This window comes from Dellaglioa carnosa (genome assembly GCF_026948345.1).
Lineage (GTDB): Bacteria > Bacillota > Bacilli > Lactobacillales > Lactobacillaceae > Dellaglioa > Dellaglioa algida.
This window is the reverse complement of the sequence record NZ_JANXLI010000006.1, coordinates 20,947-45,128: the sequence shown is the minus strand read 5'-3', so window position 1 is coordinate 45,128 and position 24,182 is coordinate 20,947. Positions and strand designations below refer to the sequence as shown.

The following is a 24,182-nucleotide window of genomic DNA, read 5'->3' as shown; positions in this document are numbered from 1 at the left end:
CGTCATCCTTCTCTATTTGTTCTCGTCAAAATCATAAGGTCGATTCAGGTGCTCGTAAGCTTCCATTGTAGCAACCCGTCCTCTTGGCGTTCGTTTGATAAACCCAATTTGCATCAAATAAGGTTCAACCATCTCAGCGATGGTTTCTGTCTCTTCACCAATATTTGCTGCCAGGGTACTTAAGCCCACCGGTCCACCTTGATAAAAATCAATCATGGTTTCTAATAATTTCCGATCCGTTTCATCCAACCCGCGATTATCCACAGCTAACAAGTTTAACGCATGATCAGCCGTCATTTGATTAATTTCGCTTTGGTCGGAGACTTCCGCAAAATCACGAACTCTTTTTAATAAACGATTGGCAATTCTTGGCGTTCCTCGTGATCGACGAGCCAATTCATGCGCACCACTTTCTTCAATCTTTGTATTGAAGATATCGGCAGAACGGATCACAATTTCTTGTAAATCAGACTGATTGTAATACGCCATATGTTCAACGATTCCAAACCGATCCCGCAAAGGTGCCGATAATAATCCAGCTCGAGTTGTCGCACCAATTAAGGTAAATGGTGGTAACGGAAAATGCACGGGGTGAGCGGTAGGTCCTTGTCCGACAACAATGTCGACAAAAAAATCTTCCATAGCCGAGTACAACATTTCTTCTACCATTTTTGGTAAACGATGAATTTCATCAATAAATAAAATATCTCCAGGTTGTAATTCATTTAAAAGCGCCACAAGATCTCCGGATTTTTCAATTGCGGGTCCACTTGTTGTTCTTATTTGAACTTGCATTTCATTAGCAATGACCATTGCAAGTGTTGTTTTACCTAACCCAGGTGGTCCATACAATAAGACATGATCAAGTGCTTCTTCGCGTTGCCTTGCGGCTTGGATATAAACACTTAATTCGTTTTTTACTTTATCTTGACCAATATATTGTGATAAAAATTGGGGACGCAGCGACTTTTCAATGGATTCTTCCTGATTATCTTCAGGTTCATTTGAAATAATCCGTTGTTCTGTCATCTTATCGACCTCCTTTTATTTTTTCATTAATAATTTTAGACCTTCTCGTAAGTAAGCATCCGTTGAATCAGCCTCAAACGAAGTTAAATTCTTACTGATGGCTTTAATCTCACGTTGAGAATAACCTAATGCAGATAAAGCTTCAAGACTTTCTTTCATAAATGGTGATGCTTGTGACGGAATAAAATCAAGCGATTGTTGGCCTGGCATTGTTGCCGCCTGACCTTCAATGTCATCCAACTTACCTTTCAAATCAAGCACAATTTGTTGGGCTGTTTTCTTACCAACACCTGGAAACTTAATCAGGTAACTAACATCTTCTGTATTAATCGCATTTACTAAGCCACGGTGGTCATCATTTGCTAAGATTGCAAGTGCACTCTTAGGACCAATTCCAGATACATTTAATAACTTTTCAAATAATTTTTTTTCATCCAAATCATAAAACCCAAATAACGTCATATCATTTTCACGAATCGCCTGATAAACAAAAACTTTAACGGGTTTTTCGGTATCTTCTTGATACCTAAATGGGTTAGCAACAAAAATTTGATACCCTATTCCATTTACTTCCAAAACAAGATAAAAAGGCGTTACAGCAGTTATCTGTCCAATAAAATACTCATACATATCATTTTCCCACTTTTCTTAATCTACATCATTCTACTTTTAATAGTGTACCATAGACCACTTATTTATACAGGTGCTCCTTACCTTACAAAAAAATCAATCATCGCCAAGTATTCGGCAATAATTGACTCTAAATTTAACCTTCATGACCCGTTTGATGCGACTCTTGAATTCGTTTAAAAAAATGTTCCATATCTTGATTTGAAAAATGAACCAGTACTGGACGTCCGTGCGGACAATTAAATGGGTTTTCCACACTCTTTAGATCAGCTATCAGCGCTTTAGATTGTCGATCATCAAGATGATGGTTTGCTTTAATTGCTCGCTTACAACTCATCATAATCGCTGATTTTTCTCTAAACTCTGCAATCGATATTTTACCATCCGCTAACAAGTAGTCAATCATTTCTCTGATTGTACTCTCCTCTTGGCCTTCTTTAAACCACGTTGGGTGTTGTCGAATAATAAAACTATTCTGACCAAACGGTTCAAGAACGAGTCCAACTTCTGACAATATCTCTGTATGCTCGGTAATAATCATAGCTTCACTTGCCGTGTACTCCAGAACGATAGGAACCAATAAATTTTGTGAATCACTAGAAACTTCACCAATTTGCTTTCGATAAAACTCATAATTAATCCGTTCTTGCGCAGCATGCTGATCTAAAATATACAGTCCATCCTCAGACTCCGTAAATAAATACGTACCATGCATTTGTCCAATATATTTTAAATCCGGAAATCTTTGTTCACTTTTCTTGGTCGTCAGCTCTTCTTCATTGCCGATTTCTTTTTCATCAACTAGATTAACTCGCTGATCAATTGAAAATGGTTCTAAATTATCCTCGTTAGCATACCGACTTTCAAAATCACTAACACGCTTTGATTCTAATTGTTCGGTAACTTGAATTGAGATTGGCTCAATTGCTTCTGACAACTCATTTAGTTTCTCGCTACTGCTGATATCAACCGGTGTGCTAGCTACCATTTTCTTTTTTCCCAACACAAAACTAGGTTTAGATTGATATTTACTTGAGGCTTCATTTAAATCAAACTGTAGTTGATCGGTATCTATCTTTTCGCGTTTTTTTGAACTCAAATTTTCTAATGCTTCCGGAATTAAATTTTCCTTAGCAATTCGTTCGTAGATTACTTTTTTAATTAATTCAATTAACTCGGGTTCCTTGCTTAACCGCACTTCTTGCTTCGTTGGATGAACATTAACATCAACTAACAAAGGGTCCAATTGGATATTTAAAACCGTAACTGGATACCGTCCAACCATTAATTTTGATCCATACCCCTTAATAATAGCCTTATTCAAACTAGTATTTTTAACATAACGGCCATTAATTAAGATAGAGATAAATTGTCGTCCGGCGCGTGTCAATTCTGGTAAAGATGTATAACCGCTGATTTTAAAATCTAAATCGTGACCACTAAATTCCAGCATTTGACGCGCACTCTTTACGCCATAAATGGCAGAGATAGTCTGTTGTAATTGACCATTACCAGTTGTTCTCAGCACTTCCTTGTCTCCATGTGTCAATGAGAAAGAAATAGTTGTGTGACTCATTGCCAGTCGGTTCATCATGTCACTAATAACTGACATTTCAGTTTGTAATGACTTGACGTACTTTAATCTAGCAGGCGTATTAAAAAATAAGTCAGAAACGGTTATTTCCGTTCCTTTACGACTAGCAGATGATTTTTCATCAACTATCTTGCCACCATTAACTGCAATAAAAGCCCCGGATTGTCCAGCAACTGCTGTATTCATAGTTACTTTAGCAACTGACGCAATACTGGGTAATGCCTCACCACGGAAACCTAAGGTACTAATTTTAAATAAATCTTCTCTTGTCGTTATTTTACTTGTGGCGTGCCGTTTAAACGCATTTTCAACTTGCGATGATTCAATACCGTCCCCATTATCAATAATTTTAATTGATTTAAGTCCGGCTTCTTCAACGACAACGTCAATTTGTGTAGCATGTGCGTCAATTGCATTTTCAACTAGTTCTTTCACAACGGATGCGGGTCTTTCAACCACTTCACCAGCAGCAATTTGATCCGCTAAAATTGTGGGTAACTCGATTATTTTCGTCATTTAATCACCTTCAGTCTTATTTGTTCAATTTCTCTTGCCAATCGTATAAGACGTTCATAATATCTCTTGGCGTCATATTCATCAAGTTAAGTGCTTTAAGTTCATCCATAACTGCTGACTGGTCTTTCGATAACTCTTCAGTCGTAAATAAAGATAACTGTGTTTCTTCTTCATTAATGGTTAATTGAGAATTCGATGATGTATTTGAATGTTCATTTTTTTGCTCTAAATCATCCAAAATTAACGTTGCTCGACTTAATAATTCCGTGGGCATCCCTGCTAATTTAGCAACATGAATCCCATATGACTTATCTGCGGCGCCATCTTGAATTTTGTGTAAGAAGACTAATTCACCATTTTCCTCAATAGCTCCTACATGGACATTTTTTAAAGATTTAACTGTTTCTTCAAGTACCGTTAATTCATGGTAATGAGTTGAAAAAAGTGTCTTGGCATGAACATGTTTATCCACGTACTCAATAATAGCTTGTGCAAGTGCCATACCATCGTACGTTGCCGTTCCCCGACCAAGTTCATCGAATAAGATTAAACTGTTCTCTGTCGCATTTTTAAGTGCCTGATTAGCTTCTTTCATCTCAACCATGAATGTGCTCTGTCCCGAAATAAGATCATCGGCTGCACCAATCCGGGTAAATATTTGATCAAAAATAGGCATTTTAGCTGCTTCTGCTGGTACAAAACATCCAATTTGAGCCATCACAACGGTCAATGCCAATTGGCGCATGTACGTACTTTTACCGGACATATTTGGTCCCGTAATTAACAATATATCTAGTGTTTCTGGCATATTAACATCATTTGGAATATAACTTTGTTTCCCCATAACTTTTTCGACTACCGGGTGCCAACCAGCTGTAATTGCCAATTGATGACCTTCTTTTAATAAGAGTGGTTTCACAAAATGTGAATCTTCACTGACAACTGCAAAACTTTGTAAAACATCTAGTGTCGCAATCCCTTGCGCCAACAATTGTAGGCGTTCAATCGATTTTTTAACAGTTTCTCTAATTTCAACGAATAATTTATATTCTAAATCAATCGCCTTACTTTCGGCTCCTAAAATGATACTTTCTCGTTCTTTTAACTCAGGCGTAATATAACGCTCAGCATTAGTTAGCGTCTGTTTGCGTTCATATCGATCTTTTGGCACATTTACAATATTAGATTTGGTTACCTCAATAAAGTAGCCGAAAACACGGTTAAATCCGATTTTAAGGTTTTTTATTCCCGTTAATTCTCGTTCTTTTGCTTCCATCTCTGCCAACCATTGTTTACCATTTTTCATGGCATCTTGGTAGACGTCAAGCTGATCATTGTATCCCTGTTTAATTAAATGTCCATCGGTCACCGATAATGGTGGCTCTTCAACAATTGCGCGTTCAATCAAATTAGCGACGTCATCAACTGGGTCTAACTTATTAATAACATCGGAAAAAGTCCCATCGTTAATTTCTTCCAATACGTATTTAATTTTGGGTACTTGCTTAAGTGATAGCTTAAGTTGAACTAAATCTCGTCCGTTCACGCTCCCAAAAGCAACACGTCCGGCCAGCCTCTCTAAATCATAAACCTTAACTAATTCTTCTTGTAACGTGCTGCGTTCAAAATAATGATTAATCAGTAAATCAACCTTGTTTTGGCGGTCTAAAATCTCGGCATAGTTAATAAGCGGTCTGTCAATCCATTGTTTAAGTAACCGACCACCCATTGCCGTTTTTGTATCATCAAGTAACCAGAGTAAGGTCCCCTGTTTTTTACCCGTTCGAATATTTTGCATTAATTCGAGATTGTATTTTGAATAATGATCCATTTTCAAGAAAAAATCAGGTTCATAATGAACTGCTTTTTGTAAATGGTCTAAACTGCGCTTTTGTGTGACTGAAAGGTACGTCAATAAATCCTTGACAACAGTCACTTCTAATGAATCCGTTAAGTCTTGAATAGCGTAGCTTGATTCAGCATGACTTTCACCAAGTTCTTGTATTGAGAGCATAATATTTAACTTTTTCAACGTTTCAATTGTTGTATCGGATAAGCTACTATTAATCACAATTTCTTTCGTTCTTAAACTCATTAATTCGTTAATTAAATTATCCAAGTTATCCAGACGACTCGTTTTAAGTTCACCTGTTGATAAATCAACATAAGCAAAACCAAATACCCCATCATCTTCAATGACGGCTGTTAAATAATTATTCTCTTTAGATTCATTTATACCGTTATCCATTGTTGTTCCTGGTGTAACCAATTGAACGACTTCTCGCTTAACCATACCCTGAGCCAATTTAGGATCTTCGACTTGTTCACAAATGGCGACTTTATATCCTTTTTCAACTAAAATATCAATATAGTTTTGAGCGGCATGATGAGGAACACCACACATTGGAATTGGATCATCCGCTTTTTTATTGCGTGTCGTTAACGTTAATTCTAATAGTTGAGAGCCTTTAATGGCATCGTCGTAAAATAATTCATAAAAATCTCCCAAACGGTAAAACAAAAAAGCATCAGGATACTGTGCTTTAATGTCGAAATATTGAATCATCATTGGTGTCTGTTTCGTTTTTTGCGGCATAGTCGAGATGCCCTCCTATTTTTAATTTAGTCCATGAAAGGATGATCATCGTTGATTAAAACGGGGAAGATTTTCTTAGCATGTCCCGTTTTGTCATCTATATCAATGACACAAGCCGATAATGTTTGACGTCCTGTTTCATCAACTTCAAATCGTGTAGGCATTTGTGATAAGAATCGTCCAATCACATTTTCACGTTTCATGCCCAAAATACCATCATAAGGGCCCGTCATACCAACATCTGACATAAATGCAGTTCCTTTGGGTAAGATACGCGCATCATTTGTCGGTACATGCGTATGAGTTCCTACAACGGCTGATACTTGTCCATCTAAAAACCATGCGATAGCTTCTTTCTCGCTCGTTGTCTCAGCATGGAAATCAATAAAAATGAAATCTGTTTCTTTTTTTACTTCTTCTAAAATATCTTGAACAACTGCAAAAGGATCATCTGAAGGCGTCATAAAGACACGTCCTTGTAAGTCAATTACAGCTAATTTCTGTTGATTAATATTAATGATCGTATGACCAATTCCAGGTACTTGATTTGCTGAAAAATTAGCTGGTCGAATTAATTTCTTTGCACCGCCAATAAAATCCTGAATCTCACGGTTATCCCAAGTATGATTACCCATTGTAACAACATCGGCACCCGTTTGAAGGAATGACTTATAAACTGATTCATTAATTCCTCGGCCTTTTGTTGCATTCTCACCATTCACAATGGTTGCCTGTGGATGAAATTTTCTTTTTAATTTTGGCAAGTACTCCTTAATCATTTGTTGGCCTGAATCACCAACAACATCTCCGATAAATAATAAACGCATGGTCGTCCTCTTTTCTTAATATATATTAACCAGTTTAACATTCTTTCTTTTTATATAGAAATCCAATTAAAAAAGTCATTAGACAAAAAATGATGATTTAAGAAGTTAATCTTAAATCATCACCGTCTTTTTATTTATTTTGCGTACTCAATTGCTCTTGTTTCTCGAACTACGGTCACTTTAATGTGACCTGGATATTCGAGTTCATCTTCAATTCTATTTTTAATATCTCGAGCTAAAACAGTTGCTTGAATGTCATTAACTTCATTTGGTGTGACAATAACACGTACTTCACGACCAGCTTGAATTGCATAACTTTTCTGAACACCCTTAAATTCATGAGTAATATCTTCAAGTTTTTCAAGTCTATGAATATAATTTTCTAATGATTCACTTCGTGCACCAGGTCTTGCTGCTGAGACAGCATCAGCTGCCGCAACCAGAATAGCAATCGTATACTTAGCTTCAACATCACCATGATGTGAGGCAATGGTGTTAATAACAACATCATTTTCTTTATACTTCTTAGCTAATTCAAGCCCAATTTCCACATGCGAACCATCAACTTCATGATCAACTGCTTTCCCAATATCATGTAACAATCCTGCGCGTTTTGCTAATGTAACATCTTCACCCAATTCAGCGGCTAACACACCTGCTATCTTGGCAACTTCAATAGAATGGCTTAACACATTTTGACCATAACTTGTTCGATAATTCAAGCGACCAATTGTTTTAATTAAGTCTGGATGAATTGTATGAAGTCCGAGATCAAAGGTTGTTTGTTCACCTAATTCACGAATCTTCTCATCCATTTCTTTACGTGATTTTTCAACCATTTCTTCGATTCGTGCTGGATGAATACGACCATCTTGAATTAATTTTTCAAGTGTCATCTTAGCAATTTCACGACGAACTGGATCAAACCCACTTAAAACAACTGCTTCAGGCGTATCATCAATAATCAAATCGATTCCTGTTAAGGTTTCTAATGTTCGAATATTACGACCTTCACGACCAATAATACGGCCTTTCATTTCGTCATTTGGCAAGGTTACTAATGAAACAGTTGTTTCAGAAACCATGTCTGCTGCACTTCTTTGGATAGCTTGAGCAACTAAGTCTTTAGCATTACGATCAGCCTCTGCTTTAGCTTGCTTATCACTTTCTTTAATCATTACAGCTCGTTCATGACTCAATGATTCTTTTGTATCGTCCATAATAATGGATTGTGCTTGTGTTTGTGTTAGAGAAGCAACTCTTTCAAGTTCTTCTTGTTGTGCCTGGATAAGTGAAGTTGCTTCTTGTTGTTTGACGTCAATAAGCTTTTGGTCAGACGTTACTTTTTTCTCTTTGTTCTCAAGCGTTTGTTCGCGTTTATCTAGTGCGCCATCTTTACGATCTAAAGTTTCTTCACGTTGAATTACTCGATTTTCTTGCTTTTGAATTTCTGAACGTCGTTCCTTTAACTCGTTGTCTATTTTATCACGATAACTTTGACTTTCTTCTTTGGCCTCTAAAACGGCTTCTTTTTTCTGAGTCTCAGCATCTTTCATTGCACTTTGTAAAATACCTTCGGCCGTATGCGTTGCACCATCAAGTGTTTTTTCAAAATTTGACTTTCTATATGCAATTCCAATAAAAATTCCAGCAACTAAAGCAATAATAGCGATGATAGCGAGGATTAATACGGTTGTTATAGTTCCCATAAAAGTCCACCTCCGCACCATCAAACAATGATTAATTAAATTAATCATAAATTTTTAGATGTTTTTTATTTTGTTCATATACACTTTAGTATTTTACGGTTAATTGCCCCCCGCTGTCAACAACAATCCATTGTTAGCTTTAATTATTTATTCATTAATTTCATCAAATATCCATTTAAGTCCGCTTAAGACACTTCTTTGACGAATCGTTTCCCTGTTCCCTGCAAAATGAAATTGTTTTGCAACGACGGGATTATCTTTGAAGGCAAGTCCAATCCAAACGGTTCCCGCTTTTTGTCCTTCAAGTTCATCTGGACCAGCAACACCCGTGAATGAGATGGCAACGTCCGTTTTCATTTTATCTTGTGTTTGTACGGCCATCTGTTTGGCAATACTTTCACTAACAACACCATATTTTTTTATCGTTTCAGTCGGAATACCTAAAACGTCAGATTTCACTGCATTTGCATACGTCACAAATCCGCCAGGATAAACTTTTGAGACGCCAGCGACTTCAGCCAAAGTACTTTGAAACAATCCAGCTGTTAAACTTTCTGCGGCAGAAATTGATAAATCATTTTTAATCAGTTCGGTCACAACCACATTTTGTAATGAATTATCATCCCCATAACCATAAAAATAATTGCCTACCCTATTTAACACACTAGTTTCCATCTCGCCAATTAATTTTTCGGCCGATTTTCCTTCTGTAGCACTCGCGGTAATTCGTAAAGTAACTTCGTTAGTCTTCGCATAAGGAGCAATCGTAGGATTTGTTTGTGCTTCTATTATATCTTCTAGTTCAGTAACCAGTTTAGATTCCCCAATTCCAAAGAAACGTAGAACCTTTGATTCAAGATGACTATTTAAGTTATATGTTTGCTTCAATAGTTCCTCAACTTCTTTGTTAAACATTGTTTTCAATTCATTGGGTGGGCCGGGTAATAGTAGAAAATCGCATGCCGCACCCTTATAAAAATCTCCAACGGCCATTCCGGCATGGTTTTTAATGGGTACTGAGCCCTCTATATATAAGGCTTGTAATCTATTGTTTTCAGTCATTTTACGACCTGTTTGCGCAAAATGATTTTCAATTTTCAGCATTGCATCTTTATTTTCAACTAACTTTTCATTTAAGAATTTAGCCACCATTTGTTTCGTTAAATCATCTTCCGTTGGTCCAAGTCCTCCGGATAAAATTACTAAATCATTTCGTTTAGAAGCAATTTCAATTGTCTCTAACATACGTGCTTCGTTATCCCCAACAACTGTTTGATAAAACACATTAACGCCCAAATCCGCTAGTTTATCTGCTAGAAAAGCGCTATTCGTATTTACAATTTGTCCTAATAAAATTTCTGTTCCAACTGCAATTATCTCTGCGTGCATAATGTTGCCTCCTAATTTCTAATTAAAAAAGACTAAAACAGTTAACCGTTTTAGTCTAATCATTTTATTTTTCAAATGAATCTGAGAAAATCGCTCTATTTTGGACAAAATAATCGATTCCCGAGTAGATAGTAAAGAATAAACAAATGTAAAGGAAGATAGCAGCCATTGGTACATTAATTGCTGCAAACAATACATTATTTAAGAACAACAAAATGATTGCGATCATTTGCGTTGTTGTTTTAATTTTACCTGGCATGGCCGCAGCCATAACCTGACCATCATTTTCAACAATGATCAATCTCAACCCAGTGACAGCAAGTTCACGACAAACAATGATTGCTGCTACCCAAGATGGCACTTGATTAAATGCGACCAGAATAATAAACGCAGTCATTACAAGCATTTTATCAGCCAATGGATCAGCAAACTTTCCAAAATTAGAAACTAAATGTTGTCGACGCGCAATTTGACCGTCTAAAAAATCTGTTAATGAAGCGGCCGCAAAAATAATCGCACCAACTAAATGTGTAACTTCGATTTGAGTGCCAGCCCAAGTAACCATTCCCCAATCAAGTGGTAATAATAACACCAACATGAAGATTGGAATTAATATGATTCTGACAACCGTTAATTTGTTTGGTAAATTCATAATTGTTCCCCTTTTTTTCAAAAAAAGCCAACAACGTAGACCTCGTTGCCGGCAATTTTTGTTTATTGAATATTTACGGTAACCGTTCTAACTTGTAAGGCCGGATTTGTTTTCGTAAAATCAAATTTTTTGCCATTTATTGTGATACTCATAGCCGTTGCATTTCCAAAACTAAAGACAAATGACTTTGTCCCAGCTGGAATTGAAACAGTATCACTCGCATCTGATACAAGCGTTGCTTGCCATAATTGTGTGCCATCAGCTGTAATTGAGCTCCAAGCTGCACTACCAGCAGCCGTTAACTTGATTTCAGAAGTTTTTGGTGCATTTTCCATCGTATAGATGGTGTTTGTACCCGTATCTGAAACGTATGTTAATTTTTGTGTCTTCTTATCGGACGAAGAACTTGAGCTTGTTTCTGATGATGCAGAGCTAGCACTTTCAGATTTTGCCTTTGAATCAGTTGAAACCGATACTTTAGAGCTTGAACTTTCAATTTGAGTATCCGTATTTTTATTGTTTAATGTTACACCATAAATGGTTCCCAAAATCCCTAAAACAATGACAACAATAATAATTGTTGGTAAATACGACATGAATTTATCAAATTTACCATCTTTAGGAAGTCCCGCAGATTTTTCAGAACGTGATACTCGTTCTTTTGTAACTACTGCCTCTGGTTCATCTGGAACAGTTTCATTGAATTCTCCCAATAATTCATTCGCATCCAAATCGACCGTTTCTGCATATTGTTTAACAAATGCGCGGACATAAAAATCTCCTGGTAAATCAGAAAAATTCTCGTCCTCAATCGCGATTAAATAACGTTTTTGAATCTTCGTCATTTGTTGTAAATCATCCAACGTGTAACCTTTATTTATTCTCGCTTCTTGTAATTTCTTTCCAATTTCACTCATATCAAATTCTCCACTTAGTTTAATAGTTAATCTTCTAAAGCCCAGTATAACATAGTCTCTATGCCCAATTTATTAAAATTTTATTATTTTATTTCAACCATCCGCCGGACACGTAAATTGTTTGTCCGGTGAGGTACCCTGCCTCTTTGGCCAATAATTGCTTCACCCAGAAACCAATCTCTTCAGGATGAGCAAATCGACCAATTGGAATTTCATTTGAAATCATTTTTTTTGTTTCTTCAGAAAATTGTTGATTCATTTTTGTATCTACCGCTCCCGGCGCTACAACATTAACTGTGATGCCTAATGACGCAACTTCCTTGCTATATGCATTGGAAAAGGCAGACAGCGCACCCTTAACCGTACTGTACAGAACCTCCATTGGACTTCCAACACCTCCATAAATCGAACCAATAAAGATAATACGTCCGAAATGATTTAGTGCTAATTTAGGCTCCAATTTCTGGATTAACGCTAACGGTGTTTGAACCTGCATTTTCATCATTTTATCCAAATCAGCCATTGGGGCCTCATTAAATAAATGATAAGAAGTTGTTCCCTCCGCAAATATTAATGCGTCAACCGCAAATAATTGTGATGTCACGGCTTCAACATCAGACGTTGTCATATCAAATTGTAGCGGTAAAAAATCCTGTTTTGGATAATTTTTTCTCAACTCATCTGTCAATGTTGTAATTACTTGTTCATTTTGATAATAATGCATCGTCAACGACCAACCCGCGTCCGCTAATTGCCTCGCAATCATTTGACCGATATCACCGGATGCACCAAAAATAACTGCCCAGCTCACCTTATTTGTCCTCTTTAGCCATAATTTGGTAAACACTAATTGCTTCAGAGCGAATAAAGTCTTTGGCACCTTGACGAACTTGATCTAAGGTCATGTTTTCGATAATTGGTGCTCGATCAAAGACAGTAGCGTCATTAAATAGATCGCCATCGTATTGATTTGCAATGCTTTCAAGAGAATTCATTGATTGAATTGATTGTCCTAACATCTCACGCTTAGCTAGTTCAAATTGAGCATCCGCGTCAGCTAAATAATCCGCCGCGTTCTCCAAAATGTTAATAATAGCATCTGATAATTTTTGTGGATTATCTGTATCACCGCTGATACTTGCAAAATGAAAGCCACGTTCAATTTCAAATTCGTATCCAAATGAATCGTCTAGTGTTCCTTCGTCATACAACTTCATATATTGAGGAGCAGTATCCCCAAACAAGAGGTAAAGCAACATATGAATTGTTTCTTTATATTTCAAGCCATCACGGCCTTCAGGAACATCATCTAATCCTTTAATTCCAACAATTGTTTTAGCCCGTTGGATTTCCATTTCAGTTGCCCGATATGGCATAATGTCTGACCCATCAACTTGAATTTCAGGAATTGATCGCTTAATTGATTCTGCTGCTTCTGGGAAATTCTTACGACCTTGGTTAGCTTTAATTAAAGCTAACGTTTCCTCAGGATCAACATTGCCAACAATAAATAGATTCATATTACTTGGATGGTAAAAGGTTTCATAACATTTATATAAATCATCCGCAGTAATCTTATCAATTGATTCAATTGTCCCTGCGATATCACTGCTGACAGGATGATTTGGGTAAAGGTTACCTAGGATTCCAAAATATAGTCGCCAATTAGGATCATCGTCGTACATTTGAATTTCTTGACCAATAATACCTTTTTCTTTTTCGACCGTTTCTGGCGTGAAATAAGGATCCTGCACAAAATCTAACAATGTTTCAATGTTTTCAGGAATATGATTAGAACTTGAAAACAAGTAACTGGTACGCGTGAAACTAGTGAAAGCATTCGCACTAGCCCCATATTCGCCAAACAAATCGAATGCATCATGATCTGCTTTTTCAAACATTTTATGTTCCAAGAAATGCGCGATACCATCTGGTACGTGTATCATTTCCTCTTCACCAATTGGCACGAAGACACTATCTACTGAACCATAATTGGTTGTAAAAATACCGTAAGTTTTATGAAATCCCTTACGAGGTAAAATGTTGACTTTCAGACCATTTTCTAAAGTTTCTGTATATAATATTTCATCGAACTGCGGGTATTCTAATGTTTTCATTATTTGATTTCCCCATTCAAAAAGAAGATTGCTTGTAATTTAACTTCACGAGCGATAGCTTGAACCGCAGATTTATCAACGGCGTTAATACCATCAATCCATTCTGTTGTTCCAACTTCCGTCTGTGTCAACTGATCAACCATTGATTGATTAATTAATGCCATTTGTGAATCAAGACTACTCTGATATTGATTAATCATGGTCATTTTTGTTTTATTTAATAATTCATCACTAATATCACCTGCGATGATGTCATCCAATTGTTGTTGAACAATTTCGATAACTTTATCTTTATTTTGTGATTCAATACCAGTTTGGACAGTTAAAATACCTCTAAATGTGTCTAGTGAACTACTAGCGTAATAAGCCAAACTAGCTTTTTCACGAACATTTACAAAAAGTTTAGCAAGCGGTGACCCACCAAAAACACCATTAAAAATAAGCCCAGCATAGTAGCCACTTTCTCTGTAGTAAACGGGTAACTGGTAAGCCATATTCAATTTACCTTGAGCAACGGCTTGCGTTTCGACTTTAGTCACAACTTCTTTGACATCCTGATGATAGAAGATAGGTACCATCTCAAAATCTCTCGGTGTAAATGGTAATATTTTAACGATACTTTCCGTTTCTATTTCATCTAATTCACCAATAACAAAAATGTCCACTCGGTTAGTTGCAAGCATCTGCTTGTAATACTCAAATAGACTAGTTGCGGTGATTTTATCGATGGCTTCAATTGTGCCATAACTTGGGATTGCTTGATCATTTTGAAAATAAAGTTTTTGTAATTCTAATCCCGCGTATGATTGTTTATCATCGCTAATACTTCTAATTGACATCATCAAATTTTCTTTTTGACGTTTAAATGTTTCCTCATCAAAATGGCCATCAGTCACATTTGGATTAAAAATAATTTCTTTAATAAAATTAAAAATTTCTTTCAAACTATCTGTTTTGTGTTCCAAAAATTTATCATTTACGCCATTTAAAATTAAGCTTATTAAATGGTAATTTCCTTTTTTACTAACAGTAATCCCAAAACTAGCTCCATAAAGTTCTGATAATTTCTCGGCTAATCTTTGTTGAGATGGGTATTTTGCACTGCTAATTTCTAATAAATTAGCTAGCAGCATACGTTCTGCTGATTCTTCTCCAGCTAAAGGTGCAACAAAGTTAATAACGATTCTATTTGTTTTAAATTGACTATTTTCAATAACGGTTAAGTTAATACCATTTTTTAATTGTTTACGCACAAAAATGTGCCTCCTTTTAATCGGACGTTCTCTTACCATAATAATTGAAAGACTAGTGAAACACAAATTTAATTGTTTCGTAATAACCGGTCCATAATAACAATAAAAAAACTGACAACCCTAATCTGGGCTATCAGTTTCTTCATTTATTAAAACTTTACGTGGTTTACTTCCCTCGGGTGGTCCAACAATTCCCTTAGCTTCCATCTCATCAACAATTCTCGCGGCTCGATTATACCCAATTCTAAATCGTCTTTGCAACATGGATACGCTACAAGATTGTTCATGCGCAACTAGTTTAACGGCATCCCCGTATAACTCATCTTCCGAATCAGCTGAAGACCCAGAATTAGCCGTTTCATCATCTGTCACAATCATAGTTTCATCATACTGGGGTTCCTGTTGATTCTTAATAAATTGAATGACACTCTCAACGTCCTTATCCGAGATATACGCATCCTGCACCCGAATTGGTTTATTCAATCCCATTGGCAAGAACAACATATCTCCACGTCCTAAGAGCTTTTCAGCCCCGTTACTATCAATAATTGTTCTTGAATCGATACCACTTGAAACGGCAAAAGCCATTCGTGATGGTACATTCGCCTTAATTAAGCCCGTAATAACATCAACTGATGGTCGTTGAGTCGCCAAAATCATATGGATTCCGGCCGCTCTGGCCATCTGTGCTAACCTAATAATGGCATCTTCAACTTCATTCGAAGCGACCATCATTAAATCTGCTAATTCGTCAACAATAACCACGATATAAGGCAATGTTGCCCTTTTTTGACCGTCGTTCTTATTCTCTTGCGTGATCATTTCATTATATCCTGAAATATTACGCTGACTGGCATCCGCAAATAATTCATACCGTCTTTCCATTTCAGAAACCACTTTGTGCAAAGCACGTGATGCCTTTTTAGGATTCGTGACAACGGGTGTCAATAGATGCGGTATCCCATTATAGACACCTAGTTCAACTTTTTTAGGATCAATTAACATAAACTTAACTTGGTTCGGCTTCGTATTCATTAATAAACTTGTAATGATACCGTTAATTGCAACAGACTTACCACTTCCTGTCGACCCGGCAATTAACAAATGTGGCATTGTCGTTAGATCTGCCGTTACTAATTGACCCGAAACATCTCGACCCAATGGTACTTCAAGAACCTTGTCCGGCGTTGGATTTTTTTGTTGTGATTCAATAACATCCCTGAACGATACCATTGAAATTTTAGAGTTTGGCACTTCAATTCCAATCAGTGATTTACCAGGAATTGGCGCCTCAATCCGAATATCTTTGGCGGCGAGCGCTAATGCCAAGTCATCCGCAAGATTAACAATTTTACTAACTTTAACACCAATTGCCGGATGTAGTTCGTATTCAGTAACTGATGGTCCTAAACTCACACTTTTAATTTCAACGTCAACGCCAAAACTTTCAAACGTTTGTTGCAATATTTTCGTGTTTTTTTCAATTGTTTTATATTCGCCACTTTGGTCTTCTTTGGGGATTTTAGTTAACAGTGTAACTGGTGGTAACTGATAATCTTCATTATCTTCTGCAACCACGCTTGCTAATAAACTAGGTTCATCGCTTACTTCTGGTTCTGGATCCGGTTCTTGTTGCGTAATAATTGGTAGCTTACCAATATCTAGATTGGATTCAGGTTCTATTTCCTGAACTGTAGGTTTCCGATCAGCCAATGGTTTAGGTTTTTCTTCTTCCAAATCCATCTCATTTTCTTGTCTTTCCTCTTTAAAACTATTAAATGCCACTTTACTACGGCGGATACCTTCTCTTGACCAAGCAATAATGACATTAAGATAGCGGTGAACGGTATACATCACTTCTGAAAATGATAAATTAAAAATAATAAATAATCCCGCTAAAATGAAAAGCGTACTAACGATATACGTTCCAGCTTGTGAAACCAAAAAGTGAGACAGCTGGTATAGACTTGCTCCAATCATCCCACCGCCAACAGTCGATCCAACCGCTGACTGACGAAAATCTGAGACTAATGTCCCCCATGTGTACTGAATAAACTGATTATGTACGTCCGAATGTCCAACAAACCACGCCTCTAAAAATACTAATACACCAATGTATAGTATCAATGAGCCCCAGCCAATACGCTTTTTCAAGCTGGGCTCTTTGCCCATAACCATTAAATAACTACCATAGACACCAAGAATCAATAGCGCAAATTGATAAGTGTTTCCAACGAATAAACGGAAAACGTTAGCGAATAAAGTTCCCAAGTACCCTAGCGCTAAAACGCCAAGAATGCCAAATAATAAAAATATAGCGCCAATTATATTTTTAGAAAATTTGTATTGAACTGTTTTTTTTGTGGGACGTTTTTTTCTTTTCTTTGCTTTTTGAGCCAAAACAGTTCCTCCTTCTACTAAAATGAATATTCAAATTATACCATATCTCGAATACCGCACGTGGCCAATTCACGCATTTTAAAAAAAAGAGAGCTAATAACATAATCGTTATTAACTCTCTTTTACTGGTGCTATTTCTTTACCATCTTTAACTATCATCAATCCTTGATACAACTGTAAATCATCGCCACAATCCGCACAATAATCAAGTTGCTTATCATCCCAGAATGCCGTTAAAAACTGACGTTTACTTTTTTGATGACTAAACTTAGCCGTAAATATATCGGCTTGTTTTTCAAAAAATAAAACTGCATCGTCCATTGAATCAAACTCTACGGTCTCCTGAATATGCGTTTTCCAATCATCGAAGAACCACCAGGGTTCGTCAAATCCAAATATTGTTATTACTTGAAACAAACTAGATCATCCTTTCATTTTATAAAATACTTATTTACCATAAATGATGGCCCTTTTCATAACTCAAAAGTAAGTATAACTTATTTATGAAAATCTAGTTTAAAAAATGCTCAGGCCCTTTATTTTAATTTATCGTTTTCATACGTATGTGTTTTATCCAAGTTGGGGAAATCTTGCTGTCTCAAGGCTTCATAAATGACGATTGCGGCTGAATTAGACAGGTTCAAGGCACGAATATGCGTATCATCCTGCGGGATTCGAATAGCCTTTTCTTCATTTTGGCGCATAAAATTTTCAGGAAGTCCTGTTGTCTCCTTACCAAACAAGAAGTAATAATCTTTATCCACATCCGTGTAATCAACCTGTGAATAAGTTTGCGGTGCGAACTTAGAAACCAAAAAGAGTTGTTTTTGATCCGGAATAGTTTCCAAAAAATCTTGCAAATTTTTATGATAAGTAATTTTTACTTTATCCCAATAATCAAGTCCAGCACGCTTTAAATATTTATCGTCTGTTGAAAATCCGAGTGGTTCAATTAAATGTAATTCAGTATCCGTTCCGGCACAAGTTCTAGCAATATTACCTGTGTTTGCGGGCATAAGTGGTTCAAAAAGCGCTATATGATTTGTCAAAAGTAACATCCTTCCAAATGGTCCAAGTATTTTTAGGCAACAAAAAAACGCATCATTTCGGTGTGGGCACGGCGAAAAGATACGTTAATGAAGACCAATTTCCAGAAACTGACAACATTGTCGACAGTTTCTAAACAACCGAATTCGTATATTCATAATAACACAGCATTTTATTTGTTACAACACCGATTCTGACTTATTTTTACGATGCTTTAATAAGGTTACATCCACCGTGATTTGTTTGAGGGGATGCGCTTTAGCCTTAGCCTGATTATCTGATGTGGCACCCCAATGTAACGGTGTCATCTCGAGTAGTGCCGGAAATAAACCTTCCGGAATATCAAACTGATAACTAATAACGATTTGTTCAGAATCAGGATATTTCTCTTTGAAAAGGTTTAAAACTTTTTCATTACTGTAACTTCTATTATGACTTTCCTCATTGTATAAAAGTTCACGTAACTCAACCAAATAATTTGAATTTGGAATGATTTTCAATAACTGTCCGTTCTCCTCCAAAACACGATCAAATTCTGCGTAAGCGGAGGGAGAAAAAATATCAATAATAGTTGAGAACGATTGGTTATTGAAAGGTAACTTAGCTAAATCGGCAATACAGTAAAAAGCGTCCGTTTCCTGTTGGGTCGCATAATTAATGGCATCCTTCGATATATCAAACCCCACATAAGTATCCTGATTGTTCTGGCGAGCAATTTCAATATTGTGTAATGGTGTCCCTTCTCCGCAACCAACATCCATAATTGTTTCGTTTTCTTCTGAAAGTTGTTCCAAGATTTTATCGGTGATTGGTTTAAACAAACCAGCTTGCAATAATTGTCTACGAGCCAGCCACATATCCAATTCATAATCACTTTTCACACCATGGTTTAAGAAATAAAGAGTTCCCTTTTTAGATAAATCAACCTGATGATCATCTGGGCAAATCATTGTCTGGCCTTTAATCTCGATATAAGGTTGCAAGCAGACAGGACATCTAAATAGATCTATTTTATTTTTTAAAAATATGGTACTCTTCTCAATTTTTTTCAATTTATCTTTATTCCTTTTTTATCATTTAATTTAATGGGTATCTACTTTTCAATGTTAATGTAATGGCCTTTAACTAATGCCACTAGTTCTTCACGTTTTACGCCAACAGATCGTCCAACTTTTCCAGCTGAAACCCAAATTTTGTCGAATTCTTGGATGCGTTCGTCGAAATAAATTGGAAATCCTTTTCGTATATTGATACCAATTGGTGTATTAGCACCATGAACGTATCCGGTAATATTAATCAAATTTTTATTATCTGCCAAATGTAATTGTTTTTCATTCAATTCGCGCGCGACTAATTTTAAATCAATTTCAAAGGTAATAGGTAGACAAACGACCACATAGTCTCTGTCACCATTACTTCCCTGTAAAACAATTGTTTTTAAAATACTTCGTTCATCGGTTCCAAGTTCTTTAGCTTCTTTACTTGAATCCATTTGTCGGCCACCCAAGAAATCAAAACTATAGCTCTCAAATTCAATGTGGTGTTGATCTAAAATGCGTTCGTCATTTGTTTTTTTAACTTTTTCTTTTTTTACGATGTTAATCACTCCCAAAATGATTATAGCACGATGACCTTCCCTCTCGCATTATTGTTTAATTTTCGATTAATAATGTAAATAAGTTGACTTCAATCGTAAAATAGCGTAAATTATCCATTGGTTACTGATATTAATTTAAAAATATTAAATAATGTTCGTATTTAAAGGAAATGAGGAGACGTTATGCCAGTTTTTGATTATGAAGATATTCAACTTGTCCCTAATAAGTGCATTGTGAACAGTCGTTCTGAAGTTGATACATCCGTTCAATTTGGTCCTCGCCGTTTTAAATTACCCGTGGTCCCTGCGAATATGCAGACTATTATTGATGAACCATTAGCAGAATGGTTCGCTGCAAATGATTATTTTTACGTCATGCATCGTTTTGATGAAGAAAGTCGATTACCATTTGTTAAAAAAATGCATGAAAAAGGCTTATTTGCTTCAATTAGTGTTGGCGTTAAACCTAGAGAATGGGCATTAATTGAAGAACTAGCTGATGCTGATTTAATTCCAGAATATATTACAATCGATGTGGCACACGGCCACGCACAAAGTGTTATTGATTTAATTCATCATATTAAAAAATGGTTACCAGAATCCTTCTTGATTGCCGGCAACGTTGGAACTCCAGAAGGCGTTAGAGAACTTGAAAATGCTGGTGCAGATGCAACTAAAGTAGGGATTGGTCCCGGAAAAGTTTGTATTACTAAAATTAAAACTGGTTTTGGAACTGGGGGTTGGCAATTAGCTGCCCTTCGCCTGTGTGCTAAAGCCGCAAGTAAACCGATTATCACTGATGGTGGTATCAGAACTCATGGTGACATCGCCAAGTCAGTTAGATTTGGCGCGTCAATGTGTATGATTGGCTCACTCTTTGCTGGACATAAACAAAGTCCTGGCGATTTAATTGAAAAAGACGGTCAATTATTTAAAAGCTATTTCGGTTCAGCTTCCGAGTATCAAAAAGGAAGTCATACGAACGTTGAAGGTAAAAAAATGTTAGTCCCTTTTAAAGGCAACATTCATGATACCTTAATCGAAATGCAACAAGATTTACAATCTTCAATTTCTTACGCTGGCGGTAATACTCTGTCGGCACTTGAAAAGGTTGATTACGTTATTGTTAAAAATTCGATTTTTAACGGTGATGCTCTTTAAACAAAAAAGTTAGACAAATTTTATTTTGTCTAACTTTTTTTATTTATCTTTATTTATTTTTTCCGGTTCTGCTTCAACATATAATCCAGAACTTTCTTTATACCATGCAAAAATCCGTGTCACAATAACCTTTAGGATAGCATATCCGGGAATTCCAAAGATAACCCCCATTAAGCCAAAGATACGTCCTGATCCTAATAAAACGATTAAAATCGTAACTGGATGAATGGCTAAACTACTACCCAAGATTAATGGTGAAATTAATCTTGATTCAATTGTCTGTTCAACGAAAAAGACAATAATGACCTTCACCAACATAATTGGTGAAATAAAAGCAGCAATTACAAGTGCCGGAACCATTGCTAAAAATGATCCTAAATATGGAATTAAATTTAAAAATCCGGCTAAAATACCCAATGTTAAAGCAAATTTAAGTCCAACAACGGAAAAACCAATAACAAATAATACGGCTACAAAGAAGGCTACCGTTAATTGCCCACGGATATATTGGCTCACTTGTAAATTAATTTCATCTAATAGTCCAATGGTTGATTTCCGATATCTAACTGGGAAAAACTTAGAAAGATAACCAGGTAGACTATGTCCATCCTTCAATAGATAGAATAAGATAAATGGCGCCGTTATTAATCCAATAATAAAGGTTGTCACGGTCCCAACAACACTACCTAAAGAACCAACAGTTGAAGTAACTATTGAACTCGCTTTTTTAGAAATTGTTCCAATAATATCTGTATTTATGTTTTCAACAGAATTTTTAATTGTGTCGAATAATGATGATGACATGAAGTCATCCGTTTGACGCGTAATATTTGACCAATACGTTGGCCAATTTTTAATAATACTGATTGTTTGCGCCTGAACTGCGGGAATTAAAACAACAATCCCCCACACTAAAAGTCCGGCGATAACGATAAACACAATTGTAATAAGTAAACTCCGATTAATTCTGAAACGAGATTCAAAAAAATCGATTAGCGGCGCAATTAAATAATATAATACCCCCGCCAAAACAATTGGAAATCCAACGATACTCAGAAGTTCTCCAATTGGTGCAAAAAACCAGTTTACCTTTTCTGACATAAAGATAATCAATAAACTTAATAAAATAATCGATAAAACACTGACTGTTTTATTGTTGATAACCCACTTCCAAAACCAAGATCTTTGTGAAATAACTTTTTCATTTTCATCTGGGCGCATTTTAATGGACCCCTTTATTTATAGATAATTGTACTACCGACTTTAAAAGTAGGTAATACGTGCGGTGTTAAATAGATGCCGTTAGGTTGCGGATGTTCTGGAACTTCCATAAAGAATAATGTGGCATGTCCAACTGACTCAAAATTACTTGAAACCAACTCTCCGGCAAAATCAATTTTAAAAGTCTGGTCATCGATGACCAGTTCATCACCAGTCTTTGGTGAAACAATTTCTTTACCCTCTTCAAACGACTGGATAACAGAAACTTGTCTTAAATCATCCGTTGCACTTTCATTAAAAAGAATCACAATTGGTTCTTTCTTAGAAATAGCATCTTTACCAATTTCTTCAATTTTTGCTGTTGTCATAATTTTTCGTCCCCTTATCTCTTTTTAGTTACCTATAATTATAGCATAACGTACGGTATAAATAATAACGTTTACAATGAAATATGATATAATATTGGCAATATCAAAAGGAGGCAATTACAACTATGAAAGAATCAATTTTATTTGGTACATATACAAAAAAAACAAGTACCGGTATTCACCGTGCTCAACTAGACACTATCGAAAAAAAGGTTTCGGACGCTATACCTTACATTAAAGTTGAAAACCCAACATATTTGACTAAATCTGATAAAAATATCTTATACACGGTTTCAAAAAGATCAGAACTTGGCGGTCTTTCCGCATTTGATGTCACAACGGATAACCCTTTATTTTTAAATGACGTTTCTGCCGAAGGTGCACCACCTGCCTATGTGGCAGTTGATAACGCGCGACAATTAGTCTACAGCTCAAATTATCATAAGGGCCTTATCTCAATTTCAAAAATCCAAGCCGACGGTTCATTATCTCTCATCAGTGAAACTGCAAATGAAGGCCATGGTCCAAAACCTGAACAAACTAGCTCTCATATTCACTTCACTGATTTAACACCAGATAATCGTTTAGTCGTCTGTGATCTTGGTACCGATCAACTATTAACTTTTGACGTTTCAGATGACGGTGCCATTAAACAGGTTGCCGAATATCGTTCAGCACCCGGATTTGGCTCTCGACACATCGTTTTCCATAAAAATGGAAAGCTAGCTTACTTGGCCGGAGAACTTTCTAGTGAAGTAACCCTACTAAGTTATAATCAGACAGATGGCTCGTTTAAAGAAATCCAAACATTGTCATCAATTCCATCAGATTGGGATGCACACAATGGCATTGCTGCTATTCGCATTTCAAAAGATAGTCGTTTCTTGTATGTGTCCAATCGTGGTCACAACTCAATCGCTTGTTACGCTTTAGCCGATGATGGTAAAATGGCGCTTATCCAATTGATTCCAACCGAAGGTGATTTTCCACGTGACTTCAGCTTGAATAAATCGGAAGAATTCTTGGTTGTTGCTAATCAAAACACTGATAACGCCAGCTTATTTGAACGTGATTCAACGTCTGGTAAGCTAACCTTGCTTCAAAAAGATATTTCTGTTCCAGAGTCTGTTTGCGTTTATTTTGAAAACTAGGAGAAATT

General features: G+C 36.3%; 21 protein-coding genes. 2 read left to right on the top strand and 19 right to left on the bottom strand.

What is annotated here, in order from left to right:
* Positions 1-12: 12 nt before the first annotated feature.
* The 17 genes from ruvB to N0K80_RS06665 all read right to left on the bottom strand — a co-directional run bounded on the left by ruvB (position 13) and on the right by N0K80_RS06665 (position 20,282).
* A complete protein-coding gene (gene ruvB, locus N0K80_RS06745; protein WP_146342969.1) occupies positions 13-1,029 on the bottom strand; it encodes a Holliday junction branch migration DNA helicase RuvB in 1,017 nt (338 codons plus the stop codon).
* Positions 1,030-1,044: 15 nt separating this feature from the next.
* The gene (gene ruvA / locus N0K80_RS06740) at positions 1,045-1,659 is read right to left on the bottom strand and encodes a Holliday junction branch migration protein RuvA (protein WP_112251517.1); all 615 of its coding nucleotides are present in this window, start codon (positions 1,657-1,659) and stop codon (positions 1,045-1,047) included.
* A gap of 136 nt (positions 1,660-1,795) precedes the next feature.
* Entirely contained in the window at positions 1,796-3,769 is a 1,974-nt protein-coding gene (mutL, locus tag N0K80_RS06735) for a DNA mismatch repair endonuclease MutL (protein WP_269024201.1), read from the bottom strand.
* A 16-nt stretch (positions 3,770-3,785) separates the two neighbouring features.
* Positions 3,786-6,365, bottom strand: coding sequence for a DNA mismatch repair protein MutS (gene mutS, locus N0K80_RS06730; RefSeq protein WP_269024202.1), 2,580 nt, complete (start codon positions 6,363-6,365; stop codon positions 3,786-3,788).
* 26 nt (positions 6,366-6,391) lie between these two features.
* Positions 6,392-7,192 carry a TIGR00282 family metallophosphoesterase gene (locus tag N0K80_RS06725; protein ID WP_269024203.1) on the bottom strand — a complete coding sequence of 267 codons (801 nt, stop codon included), beginning with the start codon at positions 7,190-7,192 and terminating at the stop codon, positions 6,392-6,394.
* A gap of 134 nt (positions 7,193-7,326) precedes the next feature.
* Positions 7,327-8,901, bottom strand: a complete 1,575-nt coding sequence (rny, locus tag N0K80_RS06720) for a ribonuclease Y (RefSeq protein ID WP_146342966.1) — start codon at positions 8,899-8,901, stop codon at positions 7,327-7,329.
* A 147-nt stretch (positions 8,902-9,048) separates the two neighbouring features.
* Positions 9,049-10,290: a competence/damage-inducible protein A gene (locus N0K80_RS06715; protein ID WP_269024204.1), complete on the bottom strand. Its 1,242-nt coding sequence runs from the start codon at positions 10,288-10,290 to the stop codon at positions 9,049-9,051.
* A gap of 64 nt (positions 10,291-10,354) precedes the next feature.
* Entirely contained in the window at positions 10,355-10,942 is a 588-nt protein-coding gene (pgsA, locus tag N0K80_RS06710) for a CDP-diacylglycerol--glycerol-3-phosphate 3-phosphatidyltransferase (protein WP_146342964.1), read from the bottom strand.
* Positions 10,943-11,004: 62 nt separating this feature from the next.
* On the bottom strand, positions 11,005-11,859 hold the full coding sequence (locus N0K80_RS06705) for a helix-turn-helix domain-containing protein (RefSeq protein ID WP_269024205.1): 855 nt from the start codon (positions 11,857-11,859) through the stop codon (positions 11,005-11,007).
* Positions 11,860-11,947: 88 nt separating this feature from the next.
* Positions 11,948-12,670 carry an elongation factor P 5-aminopentanone reductase gene (gene ymfI, locus N0K80_RS06700; protein ID WP_269008088.1) on the bottom strand — a complete coding sequence of 241 codons (723 nt, stop codon included), beginning with the start codon at positions 12,668-12,670 and terminating at the stop codon, positions 11,948-11,950.
* Between the two features lies 1 nt (position 12,671).
* On the bottom strand, positions 12,672-13,976 hold the full coding sequence (gene yfmH, locus N0K80_RS06695; RefSeq protein ID WP_269024206.1) for an EF-P 5-aminopentanol modification-associated protein YfmH: 1,305 nt from the start codon (positions 13,974-13,976) through the stop codon (positions 12,672-12,674).
* The gene (gene yfmF, locus N0K80_RS06690) at positions 13,976-15,229 is read right to left on the bottom strand and encodes an EF-P 5-aminopentanol modification-associated protein YfmF (RefSeq protein ID WP_269024207.1); all 1,254 of its coding nucleotides are present in this window, start codon (positions 15,227-15,229) and stop codon (positions 13,976-13,978) included. The genes yfmH and yfmF overlap by 1 nt, the downstream gene beginning before the upstream one ends.
* 120 nt (positions 15,230-15,349) lie before the next feature.
* On the bottom strand, positions 15,350-17,629 hold the full coding sequence (locus tag N0K80_RS06685) for an FtsK/SpoIIIE family DNA translocase (protein WP_269024208.1): 2,280 nt from the start codon (positions 17,627-17,629) through the stop codon (positions 15,350-15,352).
* A gap of 111 nt (positions 17,630-17,740) precedes the next feature.
* Positions 17,741-18,046 (bottom strand): DUF1033 family protein, encoded by a 306-nt coding sequence (locus N0K80_RS06680; RefSeq protein ID WP_146342958.1) that lies wholly within the window; start codon positions 18,044-18,046, stop codon positions 17,741-17,743.
* Positions 18,047-18,165: 119 nt separating this feature from the next.
* Positions 18,166-18,678: a tRNA (uridine(34)/cytosine(34)/5-carboxymethylaminomethyluridine(34)-2'-O)-methyltransferase TrmL gene (gene trmL, locus N0K80_RS06675; RefSeq protein WP_057974547.1), complete on the bottom strand. Its 513-nt coding sequence runs from the start codon at positions 18,676-18,678 to the stop codon at positions 18,166-18,168.
* 177 nt (positions 18,679-18,855) lie between these two features.
* Positions 18,856-19,728, bottom strand: coding sequence for a methyltransferase domain-containing protein (locus N0K80_RS06670; RefSeq protein WP_269024209.1), 873 nt, complete (start codon positions 19,726-19,728; stop codon positions 18,856-18,858).
* Positions 19,729-19,769: 41 nt separating this feature from the next.
* The gene (locus N0K80_RS06665; RefSeq protein ID WP_407932692.1) at positions 19,770-20,282 is read right to left on the bottom strand and encodes a YbaK/EbsC family protein; all 513 of its coding nucleotides are present in this window, start codon (positions 20,280-20,282) and stop codon (positions 19,770-19,772) included.
* A 174-nt stretch (positions 20,283-20,456) separates the two neighbouring features.
* Here N0K80_RS06665 and guaC point away from each other — a divergent pair, with 174 nt between their 5' ends.
* Positions 20,457-21,434 (top strand): GMP reductase, encoded by a 978-nt coding sequence (gene guaC, locus N0K80_RS06660; protein WP_269024210.1) that lies wholly within the window; start codon positions 20,457-20,459, stop codon positions 21,432-21,434.
* 39 nt (positions 21,435-21,473) lie between these two features.
* Here guaC and N0K80_RS06655 read toward each other — a convergent pair whose 3' ends face one another.
* Both N0K80_RS06655 and N0K80_RS06650 read right to left on the bottom strand, forming a co-directional pair.
* Positions 21,474-22,655 (bottom strand): AI-2E family transporter, encoded by a 1,182-nt coding sequence (locus N0K80_RS06655; RefSeq protein WP_269024211.1) that lies wholly within the window; start codon positions 22,653-22,655, stop codon positions 21,474-21,476.
* A gap of 14 nt (positions 22,656-22,669) precedes the next feature.
* On the bottom strand, positions 22,670-23,023 hold the full coding sequence (locus tag N0K80_RS06650) for a PTS glucitol/sorbitol transporter subunit IIA (RefSeq protein WP_057974543.1): 354 nt from the start codon (positions 23,021-23,023) through the stop codon (positions 22,670-22,672).
* A 125-nt stretch (positions 23,024-23,148) separates the two neighbouring features.
* Here N0K80_RS06650 and N0K80_RS06645 point away from each other — a divergent pair, with 125 nt between their 5' ends.
* On the top strand, positions 23,149-24,174 hold the full coding sequence (locus N0K80_RS06645; protein ID WP_146342954.1) for a lactonase family protein: 1,026 nt from the start codon (positions 23,149-23,151) through the stop codon (positions 24,172-24,174).
* Positions 24,175-24,182 lie beyond the last annotated feature (8 nt).